At 43.4% G+C, this 23462-nt stretch carries 26 protein-coding genes, 1 pseudogene and 1 other annotated feature; of the genes and pseudogenes, 25 read left to right on the forward strand and 2 right to left on the reverse strand.

The annotated features are described in order from the left end of the window. The 15 genes from mreB to pheA form a co-directional block, all read left to right on the forward strand. Positions 1-586: rod shape-determining protein MreB (mreB, locus tag KHB02_RS14330; protein ID WP_241113863.1), on the forward strand; the 586-nt coding region annotated here is incomplete at its 5' end. A gap of 148 nt (positions 587-734) precedes the next feature. Continuing rightward, positions 735-1616, forward strand: coding sequence for a rod shape-determining protein MreC (mreC, locus tag KHB02_RS14335; protein WP_213144710.1), 882 nt, complete (start codon positions 735-737; stop codon positions 1614-1616). Next, the gene (gene mreD, locus KHB02_RS14340) at positions 1613-2131 is read left to right on the forward strand and encodes a rod shape-determining protein MreD (protein ID WP_213144711.1); all 519 of its coding nucleotides are present in this window, start codon (positions 1613-1615) and stop codon (positions 2129-2131) included. Before mreC ends, mreD begins: the two co-directional genes overlap by 4 nt. Positions 2132-2329: 198 nt before the next feature. Further along, complete coding sequence (minC, locus tag KHB02_RS14345) at positions 2330-3010, forward strand: septum site-determining protein MinC (protein WP_213144712.1); 681 nt, start codon at positions 2330-2332, stop codon at positions 3008-3010. Between the two features lies 1 nt (position 3011). Beyond that, positions 3012-3815: a septum site-determining protein MinD gene (gene minD / locus KHB02_RS14350; protein WP_213120020.1), complete on the forward strand. Its 804-nt coding sequence runs from the start codon at positions 3012-3014 to the stop codon at positions 3813-3815. A 109-nt stretch (positions 3816-3924) separates the two neighbouring features. Continuing rightward, positions 3925-4710, forward strand: coding sequence for a M23 family metallopeptidase (locus KHB02_RS14355; RefSeq protein WP_241113864.1), 786 nt, complete (start codon positions 3925-3927; stop codon positions 4708-4710). Further along, entirely contained in the window at positions 4703-5572 is an 870-nt protein-coding gene (locus KHB02_RS14360; RefSeq protein ID WP_213144714.1) for a M50 family metallopeptidase, read from the forward strand. The genes KHB02_RS14355 and KHB02_RS14360 overlap by 8 nt, the downstream gene beginning before the upstream one ends. A 121-nt stretch (positions 5573-5693) precedes the next feature. Further along, positions 5694-7139: an Rne/Rng family ribonuclease gene (locus tag KHB02_RS14365; RefSeq protein WP_213144715.1), complete on the forward strand. Its 1446-nt coding sequence runs from the start codon at positions 5694-5696 to the stop codon at positions 7137-7139. Between the two features lie 35 nt (positions 7140-7174). After that, positions 7175-7256 (forward strand) — a sequence feature (ribosomal protein L21 leader region). A gap of 13 nt (positions 7257-7269) precedes the next feature. Continuing rightward, positions 7270-7578, forward strand: a complete 309-nt coding sequence (rplU, locus tag KHB02_RS14370) for a 50S ribosomal protein L21 (RefSeq protein WP_213120024.1) — start codon at positions 7270-7272, stop codon at positions 7576-7578. Positions 7579-7593: 15 nt separating this feature from the next. After that, on the forward strand, positions 7594-7926 hold the full coding sequence (locus KHB02_RS14375) for a ribosomal-processing cysteine protease Prp (protein WP_213144716.1): 333 nt from the start codon (positions 7594-7596) through the stop codon (positions 7924-7926). 12 nt (positions 7927-7938) lie between these two features. Beyond that, positions 7939-8229, forward strand: coding sequence for a 50S ribosomal protein L27 (rpmA, locus tag KHB02_RS14380; protein ID WP_213144717.1), 291 nt, complete (start codon positions 7939-7941; stop codon positions 8227-8229). 191 nt (positions 8230-8420) lie between these two features. Beyond that, complete coding sequence (locus KHB02_RS14385; RefSeq protein ID WP_213144718.1) at positions 8421-8948, forward strand: sporulation initiation phosphotransferase B; 528 nt, start codon at positions 8421-8423, stop codon at positions 8946-8948. 69 nt (positions 8949-9017) lie between these two features. Then, complete coding sequence (gene obgE, locus KHB02_RS14390) at positions 9018-10310, forward strand: GTPase ObgE (RefSeq protein WP_213144719.1); 1293 nt, start codon at positions 9018-9020, stop codon at positions 10308-10310. Between the two features lie 23 nt (positions 10311-10333). Further along, positions 10334-10789, forward strand: coding sequence for an ACT domain-containing protein (locus KHB02_RS14395; RefSeq protein WP_378584168.1), 456 nt, complete (start codon positions 10334-10336; stop codon positions 10787-10789). 59 nt (positions 10790-10848) lie between these two features. Next, positions 10849-11703 carry a prephenate dehydratase gene (gene pheA, locus KHB02_RS14400; protein WP_213144721.1) on the forward strand — a complete coding sequence of 285 codons (855 nt, stop codon included), beginning with the start codon at positions 10849-10851 and terminating at the stop codon, positions 11701-11703. Positions 11704-11745: 42 nt separating this feature from the next. On the opposite strand, the gene KHB02_RS14405 is transcribed toward pheA, so the two are convergent. Then, positions 11746-12285 carry a transcription repressor NadR gene (locus KHB02_RS14405; protein ID WP_213144722.1) on the reverse strand — a complete coding sequence of 180 codons (540 nt, stop codon included), beginning with the start codon at positions 12283-12285 and terminating at the stop codon, positions 11746-11748. A 53-nt stretch (positions 12286-12338) separates the two neighbouring features. After that, the gene (locus tag KHB02_RS14410) at positions 12339-13487 is read right to left on the reverse strand and encodes an IscS subfamily cysteine desulfurase (protein WP_213144723.1); all 1149 of its coding nucleotides are present in this window, start codon (positions 13485-13487) and stop codon (positions 12339-12341) included. 101 nt (positions 13488-13588) lie between these two features. Here KHB02_RS14410 and nadB point away from each other — a divergent pair, with 101 nt between their 5' ends. The 10 genes and pseudogenes from nadB to KHB02_RS14460 all read left to right on the forward strand — a co-directional run bounded on the left by nadB (position 13589) and on the right by KHB02_RS14460 (position 23452). Further along, on the forward strand, positions 13589-15157 hold the full coding sequence (gene nadB / locus KHB02_RS14415) for an L-aspartate oxidase (protein ID WP_213144724.1): 1569 nt from the start codon (positions 13589-13591) through the stop codon (positions 15155-15157). Continuing rightward, a complete protein-coding gene (gene nadC / locus KHB02_RS14420) occupies positions 15126-15974 on the forward strand; it encodes a carboxylating nicotinate-nucleotide diphosphorylase (protein ID WP_213144725.1) in 849 nt (282 codons plus the stop codon). Before nadB ends, nadC begins: the two co-directional genes overlap by 32 nt. Position 15975: 1 nt before the next feature. Further along, positions 15976-17079 (forward strand): quinolinate synthase NadA, encoded by a 1104-nt coding sequence (gene nadA, locus KHB02_RS14425; protein ID WP_213144726.1) that lies wholly within the window; start codon positions 15976-15978, stop codon positions 17077-17079. Between the two features lie 152 nt (positions 17080-17231). Next, positions 17232-17379: pseudogene (safA, locus tag KHB02_RS30040) on the forward strand (SafA/ExsA family spore coat assembly protein); the annotation flags it as partial. Between the two features lie 1509 nt (positions 17380-18888). Further along, the gene (locus KHB02_RS14435; RefSeq protein WP_213144729.1) at positions 18889-19875 is read left to right on the forward strand and encodes a phosphotransferase; all 987 of its coding nucleotides are present in this window, start codon (positions 18889-18891) and stop codon (positions 19873-19875) included. 99 nt (positions 19876-19974) lie between these two features. After that, positions 19975-20661 (forward strand): YhcN/YlaJ family sporulation lipoprotein, encoded by a 687-nt coding sequence (locus KHB02_RS14440; protein WP_213144730.1) that lies wholly within the window; start codon positions 19975-19977, stop codon positions 20659-20661. A gap of 126 nt (positions 20662-20787) precedes the next feature. Continuing rightward, the gene (locus KHB02_RS14445; RefSeq protein WP_213144731.1) at positions 20788-21318 is read left to right on the forward strand and encodes an intercompartmental signaling factor BofC; all 531 of its coding nucleotides are present in this window, start codon (positions 20788-20790) and stop codon (positions 21316-21318) included. Positions 21319-21625: 307 nt separating this feature from the next. After that, a complete protein-coding gene (gene ruvA, locus KHB02_RS14450; protein ID WP_213144732.1) occupies positions 21626-22237 on the forward strand; it encodes a Holliday junction branch migration protein RuvA in 612 nt (203 codons plus the stop codon). Positions 22238-22247: 10 nt separating this feature from the next. After that, a complete protein-coding gene (gene ruvB, locus KHB02_RS14455; protein WP_213144733.1) occupies positions 22248-23249 on the forward strand; it encodes a Holliday junction branch migration DNA helicase RuvB in 1002 nt (333 codons plus the stop codon). Next, entirely contained in the window at positions 23249-23452 is a 204-nt protein-coding gene (locus KHB02_RS14460) for a DUF2905 domain-containing protein (protein WP_213145286.1), read from the forward strand. Before ruvB ends, KHB02_RS14460 begins: the two co-directional genes overlap by 1 nt. Positions 23453-23462 lie beyond the last annotated feature (10 nt).

Here is a 23462-nt window from a genome sequence, read left to right on the forward strand (position 1 = left end):
TCCAGTCTGGGAACCGACGGGAAGCATGGTTGTTGACATCGGCGGCGGAACAACGGAAGTAGCGATTATCTCTTTAGGGGGAATTGTTACTTGCCAATCAATCCGTGTTGCTGGTGATGAGATGGATGAGGCGATTATTTCCTATATTAGAAAAACATATAATTTGATGATTGGTGACCGTACTGCGGAAACAATCAAAATGGAAATCGGTTCAGCAGGCACGCCAGAAGGTATCGATAACATGGAGATTCGCGGCCGTGACCTTCTGACTGGTCTGCCAAAAACAATTGAAATTTCCGCCAAGGAAATTGCCTCCGCTTTAAGTGATACTGTTTATGCCATTGTTGAAGCAGTGAAGAATACGCTTGAAAAAACACCACCGGAATTGGCTGCCGATATTATGGACCGGGGAATCGTCCTCACCGGCGGTGGAGCGTTGCTGCGCAATATTGACCGTGTCATTAGCGAAGAAACAAAAATGCCTGTCCTGATTGCAGAAAACCCTCTCGATTGCGTGGCAATCGGCACAGGAAAGGCTTTAGACCATATCCATTTGTTCAAAAACAAAGCTAAAGATTCAAGATAGATAGAAAAGCGGAAGCGCCTTGATCAGGGGCGACGGGCATAAGACGAGTCGGCGAGAAGGCTGTTTTTTAGCCTTCTTGACGGATTGGCTTATGACCCCGAGCCCCTAGGCGCTGGAGCTGGACAATGAAAAATAGAGGTGTAATATCATGCCACAGTTCTTTTTGAATAAGCGTTTGATCATTTTGCTCGTCAGCATCATTGTTCTCGTGGCATTGATTGGGTTTTCTTTAAGGGAGAGGAGTAAACTTACCTGGCCGGAGCAGTTCGTCAAGGACTCAACCGGCTGGGTTCAATCCCTGGTTTCAAGGCCTGCCCAGTATGTTGCAGGCTTTTTTGAGAATCTTCAGGATTTGCAAGATACATATGATGAGAATAAGGAATTAAAATCACGCGTTGAGAAAATTGCCAGCCTTGAAGCAGAAGTTCAAGAACTGAAAAAAGACAACAAAGAATTACGTGACGTTCTCGATGAAAAAAAGACCCTGAGAGATTTGGAACCAATGCCGGCAACAGTTATTGGCAGAAATCCTGATCGTTGGCATGAAATGATTATTATCAATAAAGGCAAGTTAGATGGAATTAAAAAAAATATGGCTGTTGTAACAGCAACAGGATTGATTGGAAAGGTGAAAAACGTCACCCAATTTAGCTCAACAGTGCAGCTATTGAGTGCGATGGACCCGAAAAACCGGATCTCCGCTGTGATTCAGGGGGAAACCGAGGTTTACGGATTCGTTCAGGGCTTTGATGATAAACAAAAAATGCTTCTCGTTAAAGCTATTCCATCAGGAGCTAAGGTGGAAAAAGGGCAGACGGTCATCACCTCAGGAATGGGCGGTGTCTTTCCTAAGGGGCTGATGATTGGCAAGGTAGAAGAGGTGAAACCGGATCAATATGGCTTAAATCAAACTGCACTAGTGAAGCCGGGAGCGGACTTTTACGATATTGAAAATGTCATGGTCATTAAAAGGTTAATGACGAGCCCTGAGGAAAGTGCGATGAAATCCGGGAAGGAGGAAGACTTGTGAGAAAATTCTTTCTCCCTCTTTTGTTTTTGCTCCTTTTTATTTTTGAAAGTCTGTTTGTTCAATTTTTGCCCGCTGATTCCTTTGGAAACCGTATACTAGTTCCGCGGTTCCTGTTTGCCACTCTGCTTTTTTTGACGATATATGTTGGGAAAAACCAGGGGATTATTTATGCGGCCATCTTTGGACTTCTATTTGATATCGTATATGTCGAAATTATCGGCATTTATTTTTTCTTGTTTCCATTTATCTGCTACCTAGCAGCAAAGGTTATGCAGGTGATCCAGTCCAATATCGTTGTCGCTTTCTTCGTTTCCCTTTTGGGAGTTGCGCTGTTAGAAGTGGGCGTGTATGAAATTAATTATTTAATCCATGTGACAAATCTTGATTTTATGAGCTTTGTCAATTTGCGTTTCTATCCTACTCTTATATTAAATGGAATTTTTCTCGTGTTAGCAGCCTATCCTTTAAAACGCTGCTTTGAAAAACATGCCGAGGCACTGCGGGAGGATTTATGAATCGGGTAAAAGTCTTGGTATGGCCGCTCCCTCATTCACAGATTGTTCCTGATGACAAAGTTTGGGGAATGTTTTTTTAAAAAAAGGAAAATGGAAAGTTCGTGTCGAACTCTTTAAAGATGGATGTTTATGATTTGGATTTGGGAAATAATGGCTAAAATCCGAAATTGTTTTTGTATTTTGAGGTGAAAATTCTCCATGAAAAATCGGCAAAATGTTACAATAAAAGGAACAAAGGACGGGCTTGTTCTTCATCTTGATGATACCTGTTCCTATGAGGAATTAAAGCAAGAACTCGACCAAAAGCTCTCCGCCAACTCCAGAACGCAGGAGGAACGCCACTTAATTTCTGTGAAAGTGGATATTGGCAATCGCTATTTAACGGACGATCAAAAGGAAGAACTAAAAGAATTAATCCGCCAAAAGAAAAACTTAATGGTGGATGATATTGAATCGAATGTGATTACGAAGGAAGAAGCCAATCGACTAAAGGAAGAAAACGAGGTCGTAACGGTTTCAAGAATCGTCCGTTCCGGGCAGGTATTAAGAGTATCAGGGGATTTACTGTTAATTGGAGATGTGAATCCAGGTGGAACCGTGATTGCAGGCGGGAATATTTTTATAATGGGTGTCCTCAAAGGAATTGCACATGCAGGGTGTTTTGGCAATGAACAGGCAGTTATTGCCGCTTCGAGCATGAAGCCATCGCAGCTAAGAATCGGCGAATATATAAATAGATCCCCAGATTCGAATCCTGCCAATGAGCACAGAGAAATGGAATGTGCTTACATAAATGAGAACCATTATATTATTATCGATAGATTACAAGCTTTAAATCATTTAAGGCCTAATTTAACGAGATTAGAAGGGGGACATTAAAGTGGGAGAAGCAATCGTAATTACATCTGGTAAGGGCGGCGTCGGCAAAACAACAACCTCTGCTAATATCGGCACTTCGCTGGCTCTTCAGGGAAAGAAAGTATGCTTAATAGATACGGACATCGGCCTTCGAAACTTAGATGTCGTAATGGGGTTAGAAAATAGAATTATCTATGATTTAGTCGATGTGGTTGAAAAAAGATGCAAAACCCATCAGGCACTCGTTAAGGATAAGCGATTTGACGGACTTTTGTACTTGCTTCCGGCAGCACAGACTGTCGATAAGTCAGCTGTTACACCCGAGCAGATGCAAGAGTTAATTACTGAGTTAAAGCAGGACTATGACTACATAATCATCGATTGTCCGGCCGGAATCGAGCAGGGCTATAAGAATGCCGTGGCCGGTGCGGATAAAGCCATTGTAGTTACAACGCCGGAGGTTTCTGCTGTCCGCGATGCCGACAGGATCATCGGCCTTTTAGAAAAAGAAAAAGACATGGAGCCGCCAAGGCTAATCGTCAACCGGATTCGCAATCATATGATGAAGACCGGTGATATGCTTGATATTGATGAAATTACCCAACATTTATCGATCGAACTGATTGGCATTGTCGCTGACGATGAAGAGGTTATCAAAGCATCGAATCATGGTGAGCCGATTGCACTAAACCCAAACAGCAAGGCATCGATTGCCTACCGAAATATCGCCAGAAGAATTCTCGGAGAGTCCATCCCACTTCAATCACTCGAAGACCAAAATAAAGGTGTATTTTCAAAACTGAAGAAATTCTTTGGAGTTCGATAAAATCAAAGCCTGTTCACAACATCTGTGGACAGGCTTTTTTATATGCTTGTCATACTCTATAAAAACTCTACATAAACTTGTACAAACTGTGTGAAAAGGGTTGATGGGTATGGCGCGGTCTACTCCGGATGAAATACGGCGGCGAATCGCAAAGAGAAAAAAAGAAATGGGCGGCAGCAAGGCAAATGCGCCAGATCGGAATTTGTTATGGCCAGGGGATGAGGAAAAATATGAATTTAATTATATACCCCCGTCTTCAGGCAGTGATGGTGATGATGGACACCCCTTATTTAAAAAGGAAGTATTCTTTTTCAAAATTCTAGCATCGATCCTCTTGTTCTTAGTAGTGGCGATTATGTTCCGCAATCAAACGGCCACTTTTCAGCCGGCGAGGGACGTCGTCCTAAAAACAATGGATCAAGATTTCAAGTTTGCCGTTGTTTCCAAGTGGTATGAAGATAAGTTTGGCAAGCCGCTTGCTTTGTTGCCTTTTTCTGAAAAAGACAAATCAGAAGCGAAAGAGCAGGTCCAAAAAGGGGCCGTTCCGGTAACAGGAAAAATTCTTGAGAACTTTGAGAAGAACGGCCAGGGAATCATGATTGAGACTGGCAAAGGAGCGGCAGTCCAAGCGATCAGTGACGGGTTTGTCATGGATGCTGGAGAAAAGGAAGGGATCGGGAAAACCGTCGTTATCCAGCATTCCGATGGAACAGAAACATGGTATGGGAATTTAAAAGATATCAAGGTCAAGCTCTATGAATATATCGATAAGAGAGCAGTGGTGGGGACAGTTTCCGATTCAGCGGGAGAAGACAAAGCAAAAGGCCAGTATTATTTTGCTGTTAAAAAAGGCGAAGAGTTCATCGACCCGATTCAGGTGATTCGTCTTGAATAAAGTGATTGAGTTACTCCGGCATGTTCATATCCACCCGCTGTTATGGTTAATCGTTGCACTCTCAATCGCCACGGCCCATTTTATGGAAGTCAGTTTACTCCTGGGCATCATTTTTGTTCATGAAATGGGGCATGCGGCGGCGGCTTCTTTTTTTTCCTGGAGAATCAAAAGGATCACCCTCCTGCCATTTGGCGGGGTCGCGGAGATGGATGAGCACGGGAATCGACCGTTAAAGGAAGAGGCCATTGTTGTCTTAGCAGGTCCGCTCCAGCATGTATGGATGGTGGGAGCGGCATTTGCTCTCCTTCATTTCAATCTGTTTCCCGAGGATTTATTTCCATTATTTATTGAATATAATCTGATGATTTTAATTTTTAACCTTTTTCCAGTTTGGCCGCTCGATGGTGGGAAACTGGTATTTTTACTGTTATCATTGAAAAATTCTTTTGCAAGCGCCCATCGCACCACGCTGATGATTTCCTTCGTCAGTTTATGCATTTTTTCATTTGTAATATTAGCCACAGCACCAGCCCATATCAATGTTTGGGTAGTAATCGGCTTCTTATTCTTTTCGCTTTATTACGAATGGAAGCAGCGGCGCTTTATTTTCATGCGCTTTTTACTTGAACGTTATTACGGGAAAAAATCATCAAGTCCAGACTCCTTGAAACCTATCCAGGCAGATGAGCAGGATCTTTTGATTAACGTCTTGGAAAAATTCCAGCGCGGCTGCAAGCACCCTATAATTGTCGAGGTCGACGGCAGGGAAAAAGGCACTCTCGATGAAAACGAATTGCTGCATGCCTATTTCACAGAAAAACGTTTAAACGACAAAATCAGCGACCTTCTCTTTTTGTATTAGTAAGGTATAATAGTATAGAAAGCAGAGAGCGCTCGTCTGGGTACGAGCGCTTTTTCATGTAACTTTGGGTAAAATAATGGTTAACCCAATAAGCTATTATAAAAAGGTGAGGAAACAAGGTTTGGAAACATTAATTATAAATTACATAGGACGGGAAAAGCGTTTCGCTTATCTTCGTGGAAATCGTATAGAAAAGATTATTTTTGATCGGCCAGAACATCGATCGCTGGTTGGTAATATTTATTATGGGACCGTGACAAAGGTTTTACCCGGGATGAATGCAGTTTTTATCGATATCGGGGAAGAGAAAAATGCTTATTTACATCGTGATCATCTTCCAGCATATGTGTTAGCATCAGAAAAACAAGGAAATGTCTCGTCCTACGTCCATCAAGGGGAAAAGTTGCTTGTACAGGTTGACAAGGATGCGACAGGTACCAAAGGTCCGAAAGTTACAGGTATTATCGAAATACAAGGCACAAACCTGATTTACATGCCAAAAGGGCGATATGTCGCAGTATCCAAAAAAATCGCGGACGAAAAACAAAAAGCACGGCTTCGACAAAAAGGTAACCACGTAAAAACCGAAGAAGAAGGCCTGATTTTTCGGACATCAAGCATTACCGCAACCGAAGATGAGCTATGCGATGAATTAAGCAGCCTGCGTGAGAAATATCAAGAATTTACCAAAAAAGTCGCTGCCTTAAAAAAGCCGGGACTAATTTTTCAAAAAGATACCTTTTTGGAAATGATTCAACATCAAGCTGAAAAAATGTCATCAGGTGAAATCATCGTAGATGACCTGGAACTAAAAAAACTACTCGGAGAAAAGCATGCCTGCATCTATTATAATGGAAAAGAAAATATCTTTTCCGCCCACCAAATTGAGCATGAAATTGATAAAGCTCTAAAGCGGGTTGTCTGGCTTGACCATGGTGCTTATCTCATCTTTGATGAAACAGAGGCCCTCACCATTATCGACGTAAATACCGGGAAATTTTCCGGCAAGCAAGATTACCAGGATACCGTGCTTAAAACCAATCAGCTGGCAGCGAAAGAAATCGTCAGACAGCTGCGTCTTCGTGATATTGGCGGGATTGTGCTCATTGATTTTATTGATATGAATCGTGACTCGGACAAGCAATCGATTCTAAATCTTTTTGAAAAAGAGCTGTCAAAGGATGAAAAAAGAACGAAAGTGATTGGCTTTACGCCGCTAGGGATTCTGCAGCTGACTAGAAAAAAAACGAAGGTTACCTTGTCGGAAACGTTGCAGGAAAAATGTCCGGTATGTGAGGGGACAGGAAAAATCTTAAGTGCAGAGACGGTTGCGTTCCGGCTAGAAAGGGAGCTATTGGAGCATCGCTATTCTGAATTTGAAGCAGTCCTGGTAGAAACGACAAAAGAGGTTAAAGAGCAGTTTCTTCCCCATTTAGAAATCTTAGAAGAAATGCTTCATTTTAAAATGTTTTTTACAACCACCATAGCTCCAGCACATTATTATTTATTGAAGCAATTCGGGACAGTGGATGAGATATCCCAAAAAGCTGTTGACACTTTCGTCTAAATTATGTATGATTTTAATGTTATGTTTGTAGCGCACCCGTGCTACAACCGCACATGACAGGTAGTAAGTCTTACGCTTTAGCATAAGCGCCTGTTTTTGGCGAGTCTGAGTTTATAAGGAGGTGCAGTTCATGTACGCAATTATCGAAACTGGCGGAAAGCAAGTGAAAGTTGAAGAAGGTCAAGCTATCTACATTGAAAAACTAAATGCAGAAGCTGGCGAAACAGTTACTTTTGACAAGGTTCTTTTTGTTGGCGGTGAAAATGTAAAAGTAGGAAGCCCTGTTGTTGCAGGCGCTACTGTTACAGCTAAAGTTGAAAAACAAGGCCGTCAAAAGAAAATCATTGTTTTCAAGTACAAGGCGAAGAAAAACAACCGTAAGAAGCAAGGTCATCGTCAACCTTATACTAAAGTAGTCATCGAAAAAATCAACGCGTAAGGTGTTGAGTAATAGATGATTCACATTACGATTAATCGTACTGAATCCGGACTCGTTCATTCCTTTACGATGAGCGGACATGCTGACTTTGCAAAACGTGGCCGAGATATTGTTTGTGCTGGTGCATCGGCTGTTTCATTTGGAACAGTGAATGCCATCGAGGCTCTTACGGGAGTCAAAGCACAGGTTAAACAAGGGAATGGCGGCTTTCTCCAATGTACGTTTCCAGAGAATATTTCAAACGAAACACAAGAGAAAGTTCAGTTGTTGCTTGAGGCGATGATTGTCTCACTTGAAGGGATTGAAAAGGAGTACGGAAAGCACATAAAATTAACCTTCAAACAGTAGGAGGTGGAACAAATGTTAAGATTAGATCTTCAGTTTTTCGCTTCTAAAAAGGGAGTAGGTTCAACAAAGAACGGACGTGACTCTATCGCAAAGCGCCTTGGTGCTAAGCGTGCGGACGGTCAATTTGTAACTGGCGGTTCTATCCTGTACCGTCAACGCGGTACTAAGATTTACCCAGGTGAAAACGTTGGCCGCGGTGGAGACGACACTCTATTTGCGAAAATCGACGGCGTTGTAAAATTCGAGCGCTTTGGTCGTGACCGCAAAAAAGTGAGCGTATATCCAGTAGCTCAAGAAGCTTAAAGTTACTAGAAAACTCTAACCATAACGGTTAGAGTTTTCTTTTTACCTTAACACCCTCACCTGTTTATTCATCATCATTGCACTTTTGCCTCTCCAAATCGTATCATTCAACATAAAAATTGCTTACTCATGGTTGTTTTTTTGATATACTAACAGAAAATAGTTTCCGATAAAGGATTGGGAGAGTACGCATGGAGAAAGAATGGGATATTATCGAAGTGCTGCGGCATTCACGACATGATTGGTTAAATAAGCTGCAGCTCATCAAAGGTAACCTCGACTTAAATCGAATTGACCGGGTTAAAGAGGTCATTACGGAAATTGTAGTGGAGGCACAGCATGAGACAAAACTGTCTAATCTGGGACTTCCGCAATTTGCCTCATTATTATTTACAGCTAATTGGGAAAGTCATGCCTTTCAGCTAGAATATGAGGTTTTTGAGGATTCTGAGTACATAAAGATTAATGACTTCAAATTAACTGAATGGACAAAATCCCTTTTTGCCCGTTTAAATCAGACGATTGAAGCATTTCAAGAAAACCATTTATCCATAACAATTGAACCGCAGTCAGATGGAATTCGTTTCTTTTTTGATTTTCGCGGGATAATAAATAATAAGGAACTGATTGAACAATTCCTGGCTGGTTCACAAGAGGTGACCATTAAGGAATTTACCGAAAGCGAATTCGCGTTAGAGGTGTTTATGCCTGCTGTTTAATTCTGTGTGCATACGCCCGCGATCTCGTCGCATTCATCAGTTATTTTAAAGAACGACGGGAGGATCAACATGTTTGTCGATCAAGTAAAAATTTATGTAAAAGGCGGCGATGGCGGTAACGGAATGGTTGCGTTTCGCCGTGAGAAATATGTACCTAATGGCGGTCCAGCTGGGGGTGACGGCGGTAAAGGTGCAAATGTAGTTTTTGAGGTGGAAGAAGGCTTGCGTACGCTGATGGATTTCCGTTATCAGCGTCATTTTAAGGCACCACGGGGTGAGCACGGCATGTCCAAGGGGCAGCATGGAAGAGGCGCCAAGGATATGATTGTTAAAGTGCCGCCGGGAACGGTTGTTATGGATGCGGCTACAAATGAGGTCATTGCCGATTTAGTTGAGCACGGTCAGCGCGCGGTTATTGCCAAAGGCGGCCGCGGAGGCCGTGGGAATACCAGATTTGCGACACCGGCAAACCCAGCTCCTGAGATTGCTGAAAACGGCGAACCGGGCCAAGAGCGCGACGTCATTCTAGAATTGAAGCTTCTTGCCGATGTAGGTCTTGTTGGGTTTCCAAGTGTCGGAAAATCAACATTATTATCAGTTGTTTCTTCAGCAAAGCCGAAAATTGCGGAATATCATTTTACGACCATCGTTCCTAATCTCGGAATGGTTGAAACCGAAGATGGCCGCAGCTTTGTTATGGCCGACCTTCCTGGGCTTATTGAAGGCGCACATGCCGGAGTTGGCTTGGGGCACCAATTCTTACGTCATATTGAACGGACAAGGGTCATCGTCCATGTTATCGATATGGCGGCGGCTGAGGGAAGAGATCCATATGAGGACTATCTAACGATTAACAAGGAATTGCAAGAATACAATCTCCGTTTGACCGAGCGGCCGCAGATTATTGTCGCGAACAAAATGGATATGCCTGATGCGGAAGAGAATTTGCAAATATTTAAAGAGAAGCTGCAGGAGGATTATCCGATTTTTCCAATTTCTGCGATATCACGAAAAGGTCTTCGTGAGCTGTTGTTTGCAGTTGCTGATAAAATTGAGGAAACACCGGAATTCCCGCTTCAGCATGAAGAAGAAGAGGAAACAGGCGTTCACCGCGTTGTCTATAAACACGAAGCCGATGCTGATGCGTTTAACATTACAAGAGATCCGGATGGAGCTTTTGTCCTTTCTGGTGATAAAATTGAAAGACTGTTTAAGATGACTGATTTTTCAAGGGATGAATCTGTGCGCCGTTTTTCACGCCAGCTCCGCGGCCTTGGGGTTGACGATGCCTTAAGAAAAAGAGGAGCCAAAGATGGGGATATCGTGAGGCTGCTGGAATTTGAATTTGAGTTTTTAGAATAAGTTGAGGTCCCTAAGAGGGAGAGATGAGCATGGCTAACTTTGATAAAAAATTTTATTTGGTCCGTGAGGATGTTCTGTCGGATGCGATGAAGAAAACCATCGAAGCGAAGGACATGCTGGAAAGAGGGAAGGCAGAATCCATTTGGGATGCAGTTCAAAAGGTGGATTTAAGCAGAAGTGCTTTTTATAAATATAGAGATACTGTCTTTCCTTTTTCTTCGGTTTCAAAGGACAGAATCATTTCGTTATTTTTCCATTTAGAGGACCGTTCCGGAACCCTGTCAAAACTGTTAAGTGTTGTTGCGGGTTCAGGCTGCAATGTTCTAACGATTCACCAAACGATTCCGCTTATGGGGCGAGCTAATGTTACACTTTCATTAAACACTGCCGGTATGTTACATGATATAGATTCTTTGCTGGCCGAACTGAGAAAGCTTGAATTTGTAGAAAAGGTTGAAGTGCTGGGAACAGGTGCATAGTGAACAAAAGTTCACTGGCCCGGCTCTCAGCTTTCTTTTTAGAAAGGGAGTAGAGAAAAGTGAAGGTAGGATACTTAGGACCGAAGGCGACATTTACAGAGATAGCCGTTAGAAGAGTTTTTTCGGGAATTGAACATATACCGTTTCAGACGATTCCGGGATGCATGGACGCTGTTGTTGAACAGGAAGTGGATTTCGCTGTTGTTCCGCTTGAGAATGCCCTCGAAGGATCCGTCAATATTACCCTTGATTATTTAACCCAGGAAGTCGATCTTCCGATTATTGGCGAAATTACGCTTCCTATTAAGCAGCATTTAATGGTTCATCCTGCAAATGCTTCGGACTGGCAGCAGGTTTCAAAAGTCTACAGCCATTCGCATGCGATTGCCCAGTGCCATAAATTTTTACATACGCAATTAAAAGGTGTTCCGTTTGAAAGTGTGTCATCCACAGCGGCGGCTGCAAAAATGGTGATGGAAGCACCTGAGGCTAATATTGCGGCCATCGCTAATGAACTTGCGGCGGAGGAATACGGCCTTTCAATTGTCCGCAGAAATATCCATGATTTTGATTATAACCATACTCGGTTTGTTGTTTTAGCAAAGGAACAAACCGAATTAAAGGGATTAAGCGGGTCAGCTCACCATAAAACGACCTTAATGGTTACTCTTCCATCAGACCAGGCAGGTGCGCTGCATCAGGTGCTGTCTGCATTTGCGTGGAGACGGATTAACCTCTCGAAAATAGAGTCTAGACCAATGAAAACCGGTATCGGCAATTACTTTTTCATTATTGATTTAGAAATGAAGCTTGATGAAGTGTTAATTCCAGGGGCCATGGCTGAGTTGGAAGCATTGGGCTGCGGCGTGAAGCTGTTAGGGAGTTATCCCTCGGTTATGGTTGAGATGAATTAGTACTATAAGGGAAAATCAGGACCCGTCAACCGACGAGTCCTTTTAATATTCCATCAAAAATCCTGCTTCCTTCATGGCTGCTTCCGTACGCGTTATTGCTTCCTCACTAGAGGCAGTAATTGTATGCAGATGGATGCCATCTGTCAGCTCCGATAAAAAAGCTGCTTTATTGCTGTGGATTCTTTCGATAAACTGCTTCACTTCCTGCCGGTTCGAAACCATAATCGAAGCTGTTAAGTCTCCGTAAACAGCATGCTCAATTCTAACATCCTTTACGGTCACGCCATGATCAACAAAAATATACAGCTCTTTTTCCGTGTCCTCTGGGTTATGGCGGCAGGCAATTGTTTTTTCATATACATGGGCGCCGGGAGTTTGGCTAAAATACAAGTACCCCTGACTTGTCGCAATTATCGGTTCATTTTTCGCTTTAAGGAGAGTGATATCGCCTACGATGACCTGCCTGCTTACATTAGTTCTGGCAGCAAGGTCGCTTCCAGTTAGTGGCGAAGCACTTTCCTTTAGCAGTTTTAATATCAGAGTCCTCCTTTCCTCCCCTAAGATTTTCTTTTGCTCCGTCATATAAACCCTCCCATTTGATATCTGTGAACCTATTCTAACATAATATCGGCTAATTAAATAACAGATGAGACCGCAAATTCATTGGCTATCTTCAATATCCCTGCGCCCAAACCTTCGACTTCATTCATCGTTGTGGGATGGCCGAAGGAGATCCGGATAAATTCCTTGGATTCATCAATTGTCAGCCCCAATGCCTGGGTAACCTTTGCAGGCGTCTGCATGCCAATCTGACAGGCGCTTCCGGTTGATATTGCAAAGCCCAACCGGTTGCATTCGAGCATCATCCATTGGCCCTCGATGCGGGTAATCCGCATGCCGATGATATTCGGCAGCTGTGAATCACCTTCAGCCTGATAGACGTGGACTCGTTCACTGATAGGTTGAAGGGCGTTAAGAAATGCGTGCCGGAGTTCAACAAATCTTCGCGCATTCTCCTGAATTCTGCCCGTAATTTTCTGGGCTGCGGTGGTCATCGCGGCAATTGCTGGCACATTCAACGTGCCGGGTCTAAATCCTTTTTCATGAGAAGTTCCCGGAAAAAACGGACTCCATCCAATTTTTGGATTAACATACGCTCCTCCAATTCCTTTTGGACCGTAAATTTTATGTCCGGAAAAAGAAAAGCTGCTTACCAAAGATGTAATGTTTCGTACATCGATTTTTCCAAACGACTGGACCATATCGGTATGAAAATGGATTTCGTGTCCAGTGCATATTTTAGCAAGCTGCTCAATAGGCTGGATGGTGCCTATTTCAGAATTAACATGCTGAATGGCAACAAGAATGGTATCATGCTTGATGGCATTTAATAGATTTCCAGGATCAATCACCCCGGATGAATTGAACGGTAAATAGGTAATAGAATACCCATCTTTTTCAAGCCGCTTCAAGATTCCATGGACAGACGAGTGCTCCGCCATTCCGGCAATGATATGTTTGCCTGGTTTTTTTGGAGCGGATAATAACGCCTCAATAGCCAAGAAATTTCCTTCAGAACCCCCGCTTGTAAAAAACAACCCCTGTTTATCCACGCCCAAAAGCTGGGCCATTTCTTCCCGGCAATGCTCAAGCAATGCGGCAGATTGTCCCCCGATATCATGGAGGCTGCTGGAATTACCAAAGAACTCGGTCGACGCCTTTACAAAAATCTCTGCAGCTTCCGGATCCAACGGGGTGGTGGCAGCATAATCAAAATATTTCATATCCGCTCTCCCTAAAGTTTAATAGAAAAATATCTTGTGTTTAGTGTAATTCTGTGTAAATATATATGTCAAGACACCTGTTAATCCAGGAGGGTCAAACAATGACAAAATCAGATGTTGTAATTATTGGAAGCGGGATAGCGGCTTTACAGCTGGCTGCCCACTTAAGTGAACATAAAAATGTGAGAGTTCTCACAAAGTCGAAATTACGAACAGCAAACTCTTACCTTGCCCAAGGCGGAATAGCCGCAGCCATCGGACCAGCAGACCATCCGGAAAAACATGTAGAGGACACCTTGGAGGCGGGGGCGTTTCATAATGACCCGGAAGCTGTTCGAGAAATCATTTATGAAGCACCTAACCTAATACAAGATATTTCCAAGGTATTTGACCGTGATTCGGAAGGGAAATTGCTGCTTGGAATGGAGGGTGCCCATAGTGAACACCGAATTGTCCATGCAGGCGGTGATGCGACGGGTAAGAACGTCGTGGAGCACCTTATTAGCACACTTAAAGCACATATCACGGTTGAAGAGGACGCCTTTGCATATGAGTTGGTCATCAACCCTGAAAACAACCGCTGTATTGGCGTAAAAGTTAAAGACTCAAAAGGTAACCTCAAAGAGCATTTTTCCAGCCACATCATTCTTGCATCTGGCGGCTGCGGGCAATTGTATCGCTATACCTCCAATGCCCAAACAGTCAATGGTGATGGGATAGCCCTTGCTTACCGGGCGGGTGCTGACATTATCGATATGGAATTTATTCAGTTTCATCCGACGCTTTTATATGTCAATGGTGAAACCAAAGGCCTTATTTCTGAGGCGGTGAGAGGAGAAGGGGCAAAGCTAATAACAGAGGAAGGCACTCCGATGATGGAAGGAGTTCATCCCTTCAAGGACCTTGCCCCAAGACATATTGTCTCGCAAACCATCTATGACTATTTGAAAAATGGCCATAAAGTATTTTTAGATATAACGAATGTAAGAGATTTTGAGACAAGATTCCCTACCATCACTGAGCTTTGTGAAAACAATGGAATTAACTTAACTGAAGGGAAAATTCCAGTTGTTCCCGGAAGCCATTTCTTAATGGGGGGAATAAAAACGGACCTTATCGGCCGCACATCCATCCAAGGATTGTATGCCATTGGGGAATCGGCTTGTACAGGACTGCACGGAGCCAACCGGCTGGCCAGCAACTCCTTGCTGGAAGGACTGTATCAAGGAAAGAAACTGGCGGAATGGATTAATAAAGCACCGACAGAGATTATTTCAGCAATCTCAGTTACAACTAAAAGCAGGCACACCCATAAAAAACTAAAGCTGCCTTCCATCCAGCAAATAAAAGATTCGATGATGGACCAAGTAGGAATCGTCCGCAATGAGCTTGCCTTAACAAATCAAAAAAAGTGGCTTGAGCAATTTAAGATCGATAAATTGCAAACGATTGATTCTTTTTCAAAACAAGAATTAACAAAAATCTTTATGCTGATTACCGCCAAATTGATAACAGAATCAGCCCTAAAACGGGCAGAAAGCCGCGGCGGGCACTTCCGAAGCGATTACCCAGCCGAGGATGATGAAAATTGGCTTCAGAAATCCATCATTCATACAAAAAAAGAAGTGGAGAGGAATCATGAACAAATTAAAACTGCGCTCACTACTTGAAAGCTTTTTTATCGAGGATATCGGCGAACAGGATATCACAACAGATTTAATTTTTTCGGATGATACGCAAGGCGAAATCGTTTTTCTTGCCAAGGATGAAGGAATTTTTTGTGGGGAAGAAATTATCAAAACGGGATTCGAATTATTAAATCAGGATCTTTTAACCCGGGTTCTTATAAAGGATGGGGAACCATTCGAAAAGGGACAGCAGCTGGCAACCGTTACCGGGAAAATTTCCGACTTGTTAAAAGGGGAACGGGTTGTGTTGAACTTGGTGCAGCGGATGAGCGGGATTGCAACGCTTACCAACAAAGCCGTGACAACTCTTAATAGCGATTTTACAAGGATTTGCGACACAAGGAAAACGACGCCGGGGCTCCGTATGCTGGAGAAATATGCAGTCCGCTCTGGAGGCGGCTATAATCACCGCTTTGGGTTGTATGATGCCGTGATGATTAAAGATAACCATATTTCGTTTGCGGGCTCCATCAGCAGGGCAGTGGAGGCAGTAAGAAAACAAGCCGGTCATATGGTGAAGGTGGAAGTAGAGGTTGAAACCAAGGAGCAGGTAAGAGAAGCCGTCCAATCCGGTGCGGATGTCATCATGTTTGACAACCGGACACCAGATGAAATAAAAGAGCTGATTAAATTGGTGCCGCCGGGAATTATCACTGAAGCTTCAGGCGGGATTCAATTGAGCAATCTTGCTTCCTATGGAGACACAGGTGTTCATTACATTTCCTTGGGATTTTTGACTCATTCCTATAAAGCGTTAGATATTAGTGTAAAAGTGCTATGGAGCAAAGGAGAGGAATAAGATGAGCATTTTGGCAGCCTTCCAGGCAAATAAAATGATTCCTGATAAATACAAGCAGATGTCCCGCGACGAGCTCGAAGCGCGTGTTAAGGAAGTAAAAGAAAAATACGGCTCCCGTCTGTTTATACCGGGACACCATTATCAAAAGGATGAAGTAATTCAATTTGCCGATGCAACTGGGGATTCCCTGAAATTAGCGCAGTTATCGGCTGAAAATACCGAAGCAGAGTTCATTATTTTCTGCGGAGTCCATTTTATGGCGGAAACAGCAGATATTTTAACCAGCAAAAGTCAAAAGGTATTTTTGCCTGACATGAGGGCAGGCTGCTCAATGGCTGATATGGCCGACCTAAACCAAACTGAAAGAGCGTGGGATAAACTCCAAAGTTTATTTGGAGACACCATTCTGCCATTAACCTATGTCAATTCTACTGCAGCCATTAAAGCCTTTGTCGGTGCAAACGGAGGTGCAACCGTTACTTCTTCCAATGCTGAAACAATGGTCAAATGGGCCTTTGAACAAAAGGAGCGGATTCTATTCCTGCCGGATCAGCATTTGGGCCGAAATACCGCCGTACAACTCGGTGTAGGGTTGGATGAAATGGCGATTTGGAATCCTATCAGCGACAGCCTCGAATACGAGGGTGATTTTTCAAAAATTAAAGTCATCCTATGGAAGGGGCATTGCTCCGTCCATGAAAACTTTACGGTGCAAAATGTGATTGACACACGAGAACAATATCCAGACATGAAAATCATCGTCCATCCGGAATGCTGTCGTGAGGTTGTAGAAATTTCCGATTTGGCCGGGTCAACAAGCTTTATCATTAATACGATTGAAAAGGCGGAACCAGGCTCTTCATGGGCCATTGGTACGGAAATGAACCTTGTCAACCGCATAATCCAGAATCATCCGGATAAGCAGATTATTTCTCTAAATCCTCATATGTGCCCATGCCTGACGATGAACCGGATTGACCTTCCGCATCTTGTATGGAGCCTCGATACCATTGAAGACGAAAATAACAATAATATCATTAAAGTGAGTTCAGAGATCGCGGAAAACGCTAAATTAGCTTTAAAGAGAATGCTATACCATTCATGACATAGATGCTGTGACTGCATCTATTTTTTTTGCCCTGCAATGGTCCTATTCATAATTTTTCAATAAATAGCATAAGTTTTTGTGAAGAATATTAGCATTTTGCCTATTTCCACATACACTATATGGACTTATGCCATAGGAGGGAAATCAGAGTGAAGATCCATATCGTACAGAAAGGGGATACTCTTTGGAAGATCGCCAAGAAGTACGGCGTGAATTTTGAAGAGCTGAAGAAGTTGAATTCGCAGCTCAGCAACCCTGATATGATTATGCCCGGTATGAAAATAAAGGTTCCGACAGCTGGCGGATCCATAAAAAAAGAAGGCGCAATCAATTTAGGAGCGAAAAAAGAGGTTCCGCTGAAAGAACACCCATTTGCCAAGGAGAAACCAATACCCATTAAAGAAATGCCAGTAAAAGAAATGCCAGTAAAGGAAGTGCCGATTAAAGAGCAGCCTATCGTTAAAGAAGTACCAAAGGTACCATATACTCCAAAAATGCCTCTACAAGTCGTCCCTGAAATTGACATCAATAACTACTACCAAGTGAACATGCAAAAAATGACGGTTAAAGAACAACCGAATCTCCCGCCAAAACCAGTAAATATTCTTCCAGAAGTAAAAGAAGTTCCAAAGAAAGAAATTCCTTTTCCAGCACCTGTTGCTCCTGTACAAGAAATGCCGCAGGATTATTGTGTACCGATGACTCCAGTCATGCCTGGACCGGGATTCTGTCCGCCATACGATGGTTTCCCTGCAGGGCCGTATATGCCGTACGCAGGTGGTCCTGGAATGCCGATGGCCCCGGGTATGGCAGGTGGTCCTGGAATGCCGATGGATCCGGGTATGGTAGGTGGCGCTGGAATGCCAATGGCACCAGGAATGGCTGGTGTTCCAGGAATGGCCGGCGTACCGGGTGCGGTGGGCCCAGCCGGATATCCTGCAGCTGCAGGCCCGGGCTATATGCCATATCATTATGATGATGAATCGTCAGCTTTCATGCCGCATATGCCGGCTGTAAATCCGGGTTATAACCCAGGTGCTGTTATGGGCGCTCAAAACCCAGGATTCAATCCGGCTATGCAAACAACTTACATGGACCCGGCAGCCTTTGGACAGATGCCTGCGGGATACAGCCAGGCTCCGGTTGGATACGGTCAAGTCCCGGCAGGATACAGCCAGGCCCCGGTTGGATACGGTCAAGTTCCGGCAGGATATGGCCAGGCGCCAGTTGGTTATGGCCAAATGCCAATGGAATATGGCCACGTGCCTGGAGGGTATGGTCAAATGCCAATGGAATACGGCCAAATGCCGGCAGGATATGGGCAGATGCCAGTCGGATATGGCCCTACTCCAGCAGGAGTTCCTCAACAAGGAGGTTATCCGGCAGGAATGGAATTTGGTCCATCCATGCCAGCTGGGCCTGAAGCATCATTTGGCGGCCAGGCACCGGGCGTTCCTTACGGAGCGGGAGCACCATATGGACAATTGCCCTACGGTTATCCGCAAATGTCTGGGCCGGCCCCTCAGGTAATGGGGGCAATGGATTTCCCATCGTCAGACGATATGGTGCAAGGAGCTGCAGCACCATTCATGCAAAATCCTGCACAGGGTCTGCCAGTAGGAACAGGAGCAATGGTTGACTGCGGCTGCGGAGCGCCCGCTCAAGCACCAGCACCACAAGCTTTTGTTCCACCGACCCCGCCAATTTACAGTGCGCCATATACAGCACCATTAAATGTTGCCCAGCCGCCATTTATGAACCCTTATGGAATGGGGCCGGCAGGCTATGGCATGACGGGTTTTCCTGATGAGAGCAGTTAATATAAGAAGTGGAAACGGAGACGATGCATATTTTGATCGTCTCTTCTCTTATTTTCAGTCACAGTTTCAGGGTGAAATAAGCAAATTTGTTCCAATTCGTGGGAATGTTTTTTTAATCAAGACGAAAAAACAAAGCTATATCCTTAAAGGGTATTCGAACCATCGAAAGCTGAAATTGCAGGAGGCTTTTACTGCAACGCTGAGAAAAGAGGGATTCAAGAAAACCTATCGTTTTTTAGAACCTCCCTCAAAGGAACAGTTATATTTTGAAGGAACCCATTATGGCTGTCTCGAATATCTTTCCGCAAATAAATCCGCCTTTTCTTTTCATACCCGCAGTAACCGCCAAGAAGGATTGGACCTAATTGAACAATTTCACGATACGACTAAGTCTTTTGAAAAAAGGTATCGCACATTGATGCCGAATGGAGATATTCTGGCAAAATGGACGGAAAGGTATCATTTATTTTTAAATAATCTTCCCTTCCTTCGCCATTTTATAAAGGAGCCTTTTGTCTCGGAAATGGTGTCGTGGGCGTATTGGTCTTTAACAGGAATGGAACAGCAACAAACTTTTTTTCATAACGAAGCCGATGTGATATTGCATGGTGATGTTGCCCATCATAATTTTTTACGGGACAAAACAGGTAAACTGCATTTAATTGATTTTGATTTGATTAATATTGGACCGCCGGTTTTTGATTATTTACAATATGCAAATCGAATTCTTCCTTTTATCGATTGGTCCTACGACAATTTGCTAACCTATACTCAAATGAAGAAATACAAAAGAGAGCCAGCTTTTTTATATGCTTTAGCATATCCTGCAGATATTTTTCGGGAATGGAATCGGATTATCAGGGAAAAATCTTATTCTGATGAGACGAAATTAAAGCAGGTTATTGATTTATCCGTCGGCCAGTTTGCTGACAGAAAAAACTTTGTGGAGCAATTAAAGGACCTTTTGGAATAATCATGTAGCTGTTCTACGAGAATGAAACTCCCTTGAAATTAACACCCTAATAAAGAGCATGCTTCATATGCTCAGGATGTTTAGAAGGGGGTTTTTCGCTTGAACAAGAAACAGTGGATGATTCCTTTTTCTGCCCTAATGCTAATGGGTGCAGCTGGCTGTGCAAACGACAACAAAAGCTCCGACCAAAATAATAATCTGATGCGGCCGGTTGGTTATTATTCCAATGAAAACCATTCCGATAATAATTATGGGTACTTAAGGGATAATGACGGTGCCTTGCCGGAAGTATTGGATCACACAATTGGCGACGAGGACAACGTAATTAATGAAAACAGACGTAATGCGCTGCAAACAAAAGATGAAAATGGAAATCCGAAAAATCCTACAACACCTTTAGCCAAAACTGACCGGAATTTTTTCCAGCGAGATAACCGTTTCAGTACGGCGGATATGAATTACCACGGCCACTTGAATAAACCTATAGGGTCTGGAACAGTGACTGATCCAGGGTTTCAAGAGCAAGTGACAGATCAAATTAGAGACAGGGTAGCCGATATCGATAATGTTCGCAGCATAAGGTCGGTTTCTTTCGGTGATCAGGTGATTATCTCGGTAAAACTAAACAACCAAGACCGTGCGGCTGAAACTAAGCGGGCAATCAAGAATGCGGTAAAGAAATATGCTGAAGGAAGAAGCATAAACGTTATCACCGATGAAGGTTCTCTAGGACGGGACCGCAATCATAACAACGAACTTCCACAGCCAGAGCCTAATGGCCGATAGAACTGAGGGGCAAAGCAAAAATATGCTTTGCCCTTTTGTATTGTTTGAGTTCGGATAAAAAAGGAAAAAAAGGCTAAACTAGAATTGTAAACATGTTCAATTCTTAACATTTAAGAGGTGATTAGCATGAGGTTCAAACAAAAAATGCTGTCGTGGTCATGGTTTGCTATTCTCTTAATAGGAGGAGAAGTCTTTGGTGGAACAAGCACTGTCACAGCAGCCCAGCTCAATGACCAAAGAAATACCGAACCTCTGCAAATGACAGTGACTTTAGAACGAGTCTACCTTGATGGTGAAATCAGTCAAGAAACATTCCAGGAAACAGTCTGGTCCATGGAAAACTTTTGGGCAAAATATGACCAATGGCAGGTTTTGAGTATTGATGAATCTACTGTAGTATTTAAACAGCAGGTCGATGATATTTCCCCGTTATTAAAGGGAAACGGCTATTTTGGAATTACTGATGACGGCGTCTTAACTATTTTTAATGGAAGACCTGACCGCTCGCGAATTATTCAATCGTTTTTTCAAATAGACATCAAAAAGCTCGAAAGTAAGGCGCAAAAAGAACTGCTTCAAGGAATTCCTATTAAAAACAAAGATCGATATGTCGAGGTTTTGGAGACATTTAAGCCATATTCGATAAAAAAAGAATAAAAAGAAATCAAATCAGTCTGAAATTAAGTTATCAGCCTGATTTTTTTTCGTTAACTCTGAAATATTTACCTGTTTTTTAAAAGAGTAAACTTCTATCGGCGAATTTTAAGTTTCTATCAGCGAATTAAGTCACTTTATCGGCGAATCTAAGGGGTCTATCAGCGAATTTTGCCATTCTATCGGCTAATCGCAATCACGACTTGAATTTTATTTTTCCGGCACCGATTTTCTTCAACTCACCCAAAATTGTATGATAGAATGGAATACAGTGTGTAAGCACAGCAGGAAACTAGGGGAGAGAACCAGATTGTTTGAATTTATAAAAGGTACCGTTGAGTTTGTCGGTCCAGAATATATCGTTATCGAAAACAATGACATCGGCTACCAGATTGCCACGCCAAATCCGTTCGTTTATTCGCGAAAAATCGAAACCAAAGTGACGGTCTATACGTATCACTATGTACGGGAAGATGTCATGGCGTTATACGGTTTTGAATCTCGTGAGGAAAAAAGGCTTTTTACAAAGCTGTTAAATGTATCAGGTATCGGGCCGAAAGGGGCTCTGGCGATCCTGGCATCAGGCGAGGTCCAGCAGGTGGTCAACGCGATTGAAAATGAGGACGAAGGCTTTTTAATTAAATTCCCTGGGGTCGGCAAAAAAACTGCGCGGCAAATGATCCTTGATTTAAAAGGGAAATTACAGGATATCGTTCCGGATTATTTTCCGAATCTTTTCAATGCGGATACACTTCCAGTACATACACAGGACGGCGGCGAGGCATTTGAGGAAGCAGTGCTTGCTTTAAAAGCTTTGGGCTACTCTGATAAAGAAATTAAAAAGATTTCCCCTGAATTAAGAAAGGAACAGCTGACAACTGACCAATATATCAAAAAGGCCCTTCAACGGCTTTTGAAATAGGTGATGGTTTATGGAAGAACGGATTATTTCCGGTGAAGTAAACGAGCAGGAAATAAGCTTGGAACAAAGTCTTAGGCCGCAGACATTAAAGCAATACATCGGGCAGAATCAGGTGAAGGGGAATCTGGAGGTTTTTATCAAGGCTGCAAAGCTGCGGAGAGAAACCTTGGATCATGTCCTCCTTTACGGACCGCCCGGACTAGGTAAGACGACGCTTGCTGTCATCATCGCGAATGAAATGGGCGTCAATATCAGGACCACGTCCGGGCCGGCAATTGAACGTCCGGGTGATCTAGCTGCGATTTTGACTGCTCTTGAACCGGGAGATGTATTGTTTATTGATGAAATACATCGGCTCCCAAGGTCCATTGAAGAAGTTTTATATCCGGCGATGGAGGATTTTTGTCTGGATATCGTCATCGGGAAGGGGCCGACCGCTCGATCGGTGCGCCTCGACCTTCCGCCGTTTACCCTCGTCGGTGCCACTACAAGGGCTGGGGCACTTTCCGCCCCGCTTCGTGACCGATTTGGAGTTTTGGGCAGGCTCGAGTATTATAAAGAGGATGAGCTTAAAAATATCGTTAAACGAACGGCTGAATTGTTCGATACGGAAATCGATGACCAATCGGCCGGAGAAATTGCCAGACGTGCTCGTGGAACCCCAAGGATTGCCAACCGCCTTCTTAGACGCGTCCGTGATTTTGCCCAGGTAAAAGGGGACGGTTCCATCAATCTTGACCTGGCCAAGGAAGCATTGGAACTTTTGCAGGTCGACCGGCTTGGCCTTGACCATATTGACCATAAACTCTTAAAGGGAATTATCGAAAAATTTCGCGGCGGCCCTGTCGGACTGGACACAATTGCTGCTTCCATCGGAGAAGAGGCAGAAACAATTGAAGATGTATATGAGCCTTATTTGCTGCAAATTGGTTTTCTTCAGAGAACTCCAAGGGGCCGGATGGTCACCCCTAAAGTTTATCATCATTTCGGCATGGAGGTACCTTCACCGTGATGGGGCTATCGAAAACAATTATGATCATAGGCGGAGTCCTTTTTCTAATCGGTTTTTTAATGCAGTTTTTGCATCTCGGAAAGCTTCCGGGGGATATTGTTTTTAAAAAGGGGAATACTACCTTTTATTTCCCTGTGGTTACCTCCATTTTGGTTAGTATTGTGTTATCCCTGATTTTTTACATCATGGGAAGATTTCGTTAAGAGTAGGGAT

The organism is Neobacillus citreus (genome assembly GCF_018343545.2).
Taxonomy (GTDB): Bacteria; Bacillota; Bacilli; order Bacillales; family Cytobacillaceae; genus Neobacillus; species Neobacillus citreus.

Excerpts from the sequence above, each read along its gene's own strand:
- mreC (WP_213144710.1), top strand. The coding sequence starts at position 735 with ATGCCACAGTTCTTTTTGAATAAGCGTTTGATCATTTTGCTCGTCAGC.
- minC (WP_213144712.1), top strand. The coding sequence starts at position 2,330 with ATGAAAAATCGGCAAAATGTTACAATAAAAGGAACAAAGGACGGGCTT.
- KHB02_RS14355 (WP_241113864.1), top strand. The coding sequence starts at position 3,925 with ATGGCGCGGTCTACTCCGGATGAAATACGGCGGCGAATCGCAAAGAGA.
- rplU (WP_213120024.1), top strand. The coding sequence starts at position 7,270 with ATGTACGCAATTATCGAAACTGGCGGAAAGCAAGTGAAAGTTGAAGAA.
- KHB02_RS14375 (WP_213144716.1), top strand. The coding sequence starts at position 7,594 with ATGATTCACATTACGATTAATCGTACTGAATCCGGACTCGTTCATTCC.
- rpmA (WP_213144717.1), top strand. The coding sequence starts at position 7,939 with ATGTTAAGATTAGATCTTCAGTTTTTCGCTTCTAAAAAGGGAGTAGGT.
- KHB02_RS14385 (WP_213144718.1), top strand. The coding sequence starts at position 8,421 with ATGGAGAAAGAATGGGATATTATCGAAGTGCTGCGGCATTCACGACAT.
- obgE (WP_213144719.1), top strand. The coding sequence starts at position 9,018 with ATGTTTGTCGATCAAGTAAAAATTTATGTAAAAGGCGGCGATGGCGGT.
- KHB02_RS14395 (WP_378584168.1), top strand. The coding sequence starts at position 10,334 with ATGAGCATGGCTAACTTTGATAAAAAATTTTATTTGGTCCGTGAGGAT.
- KHB02_RS14405 (WP_213144722.1), bottom strand. The coding sequence starts at position 12,285 with ATGACGGAGCAAAAGAAAATCTTAGGGGAGGAAAGGAGGACTCTGATA.
- KHB02_RS14410 (WP_213144723.1), bottom strand. The coding sequence starts at position 13,487 with ATGAAATATTTTGATTATGCTGCCACCACCCCGTTGGATCCGGAAGCT.
- nadB (WP_213144724.1), top strand. The coding sequence starts at position 13,589 with ATGACAAAATCAGATGTTGTAATTATTGGAAGCGGGATAGCGGCTTTA.
- nadC (WP_213144725.1), top strand. The coding sequence starts at position 15,126 with ATGAACAAATTAAAACTGCGCTCACTACTTGAAAGCTTTTTTATCGAG.
- nadA (WP_213144726.1), top strand. The coding sequence starts at position 15,976 with ATGAGCATTTTGGCAGCCTTCCAGGCAAATAAAATGATTCCTGATAAA.
- KHB02_RS14435 (WP_213144729.1), top strand. The coding sequence starts at position 18,889 with ATGAGAGCAGTTAATATAAGAAGTGGAAACGGAGACGATGCATATTTT.
- KHB02_RS14445 (WP_213144731.1), top strand. The coding sequence starts at position 20,788 with ATGAGGTTCAAACAAAAAATGCTGTCGTGGTCATGGTTTGCTATTCTC.
- ruvB (WP_213144733.1), top strand. The coding sequence starts at position 22,248 with ATGGAAGAACGGATTATTTCCGGTGAAGTAAACGAGCAGGAAATAAGC.
- KHB02_RS14460 (WP_213145286.1), top strand. The coding sequence starts at position 23,249 with ATGGGGCTATCGAAAACAATTATGATCATAGGCGGAGTCCTTTTTCTA.